This is a genomic window from Roseomonas sp. TAS13 (genome assembly GCF_001950415.1).
GTDB lineage: Bacteria > Pseudomonadota > Alphaproteobacteria > Acetobacterales > Acetobacteraceae > Roseomonas > Roseomonas mucosa.
Genome location: NZ_BDLP01000704.1, coordinates 1 through 1001 on the forward strand (window position 1 = coordinate 1; position 1001 = coordinate 1001).

Sequence of the window (1001 nt, forward strand, 5' to 3'; positions counted from 1 at the left end):
TACGGTGGAGCTGTGCGTAGATGTGATCAAGAGACAGGGTGGCAGGGGCGGCTGAGCGGATCGTCATCCGGACGCGCTTTCCCCGGCGCCGCCGATGCCCTTAGATCAGGGCCATGGAAGAGACGAAGACGTTGAAGCGTGTCTGTGTGTTCTGCGGCGCCAGCAGCGGCGCCCGCCCGGTCTATGCCGAAACCGCCCGCGCCCTGGGCGAGGCGATCGCGGCGCGGGGGCTGGACCTGGTCTATGGCGGCGGCAAGGTCGGCCTCATGGGCGTGGTGGCCGATGCCGCCCTGGCGAACGGCGCCGAGGTGGACGGGGTGATCCCCGAGGCGCTCATGCAGCGCGAGGTCGGGCACGGTTCCGTGACGCGGCTGCATGTCGTCGGGTCGATGCACGAGCGCAAGGCGATGATGGCCGAGCTGTCGGACGGCTTCGTGATCCTGCCCGGCGGCTTCGGCACGATGGAGGAGGTCTTCGAGGTGCTCACCTGGTCGCAGCTTGGCCTGCACAGCAAGGGCGCGGTCTTCCTCGATGTCGATGGCTACTGGAACCACCTGATGGCGGCGCTGGACGGGATGCAGGGGGAGGGCTTCCTGAAGCCCGAGCACCGGCTGCTGGCCATGCGGGCGGAAACGCCGGAACAGGCGCTGGACATGCTGGCCGCCTTCCGACCGCCGGAAGTGGCGCGCTGGATCGTCAGCCCGGCCCAGACCTGAGCGGCGGCAGCGGGGTTCCGGCCATGGCCCAGCCTTCCGTTCCCGAGGCGGATTGCCTGCTGCTCGCGGACTGGCGCGGCGTGCCGGCGGTGGCGCGCGGCGCGGCCGTGGCGCTGGGCAATTTCGACGGCGTGCATCGCGGCCACCGGGCGGTGCTGGGCGCGGCCCATGCGGCGCGGCCCGACCTGCCCCTGGCGGCGCTCACCTTCGAGCCGCATCCGCGCGAGTATTTCCGCCCGGACGACCCGCCCTTCCGCCTGACCCCCCTGCCGGCAAAGCGGCGGG

1 protein-coding gene and 1 pseudogene are annotated in these 1001 nt (G+C 71.5%); both read left to right on the forward strand.

The features are described from left to right. Positions 1-113: 113 nt before the first annotated feature. Positions 114-716 carry a TIGR00730 family Rossman fold protein gene (locus ROTAS13_RS24980; RefSeq protein ID WP_099781294.1) on the forward strand — a complete coding sequence of 201 codons (603 nt, stop codon included), beginning with the start codon at positions 114-116 and terminating at the stop codon, positions 714-716. A gap of 23 nt (positions 717-739) precedes the next feature. Then, positions 740-1001: pseudogene (locus tag ROTAS13_RS24985) on the forward strand (riboflavin biosynthesis protein RibF); the annotation flags it as partial.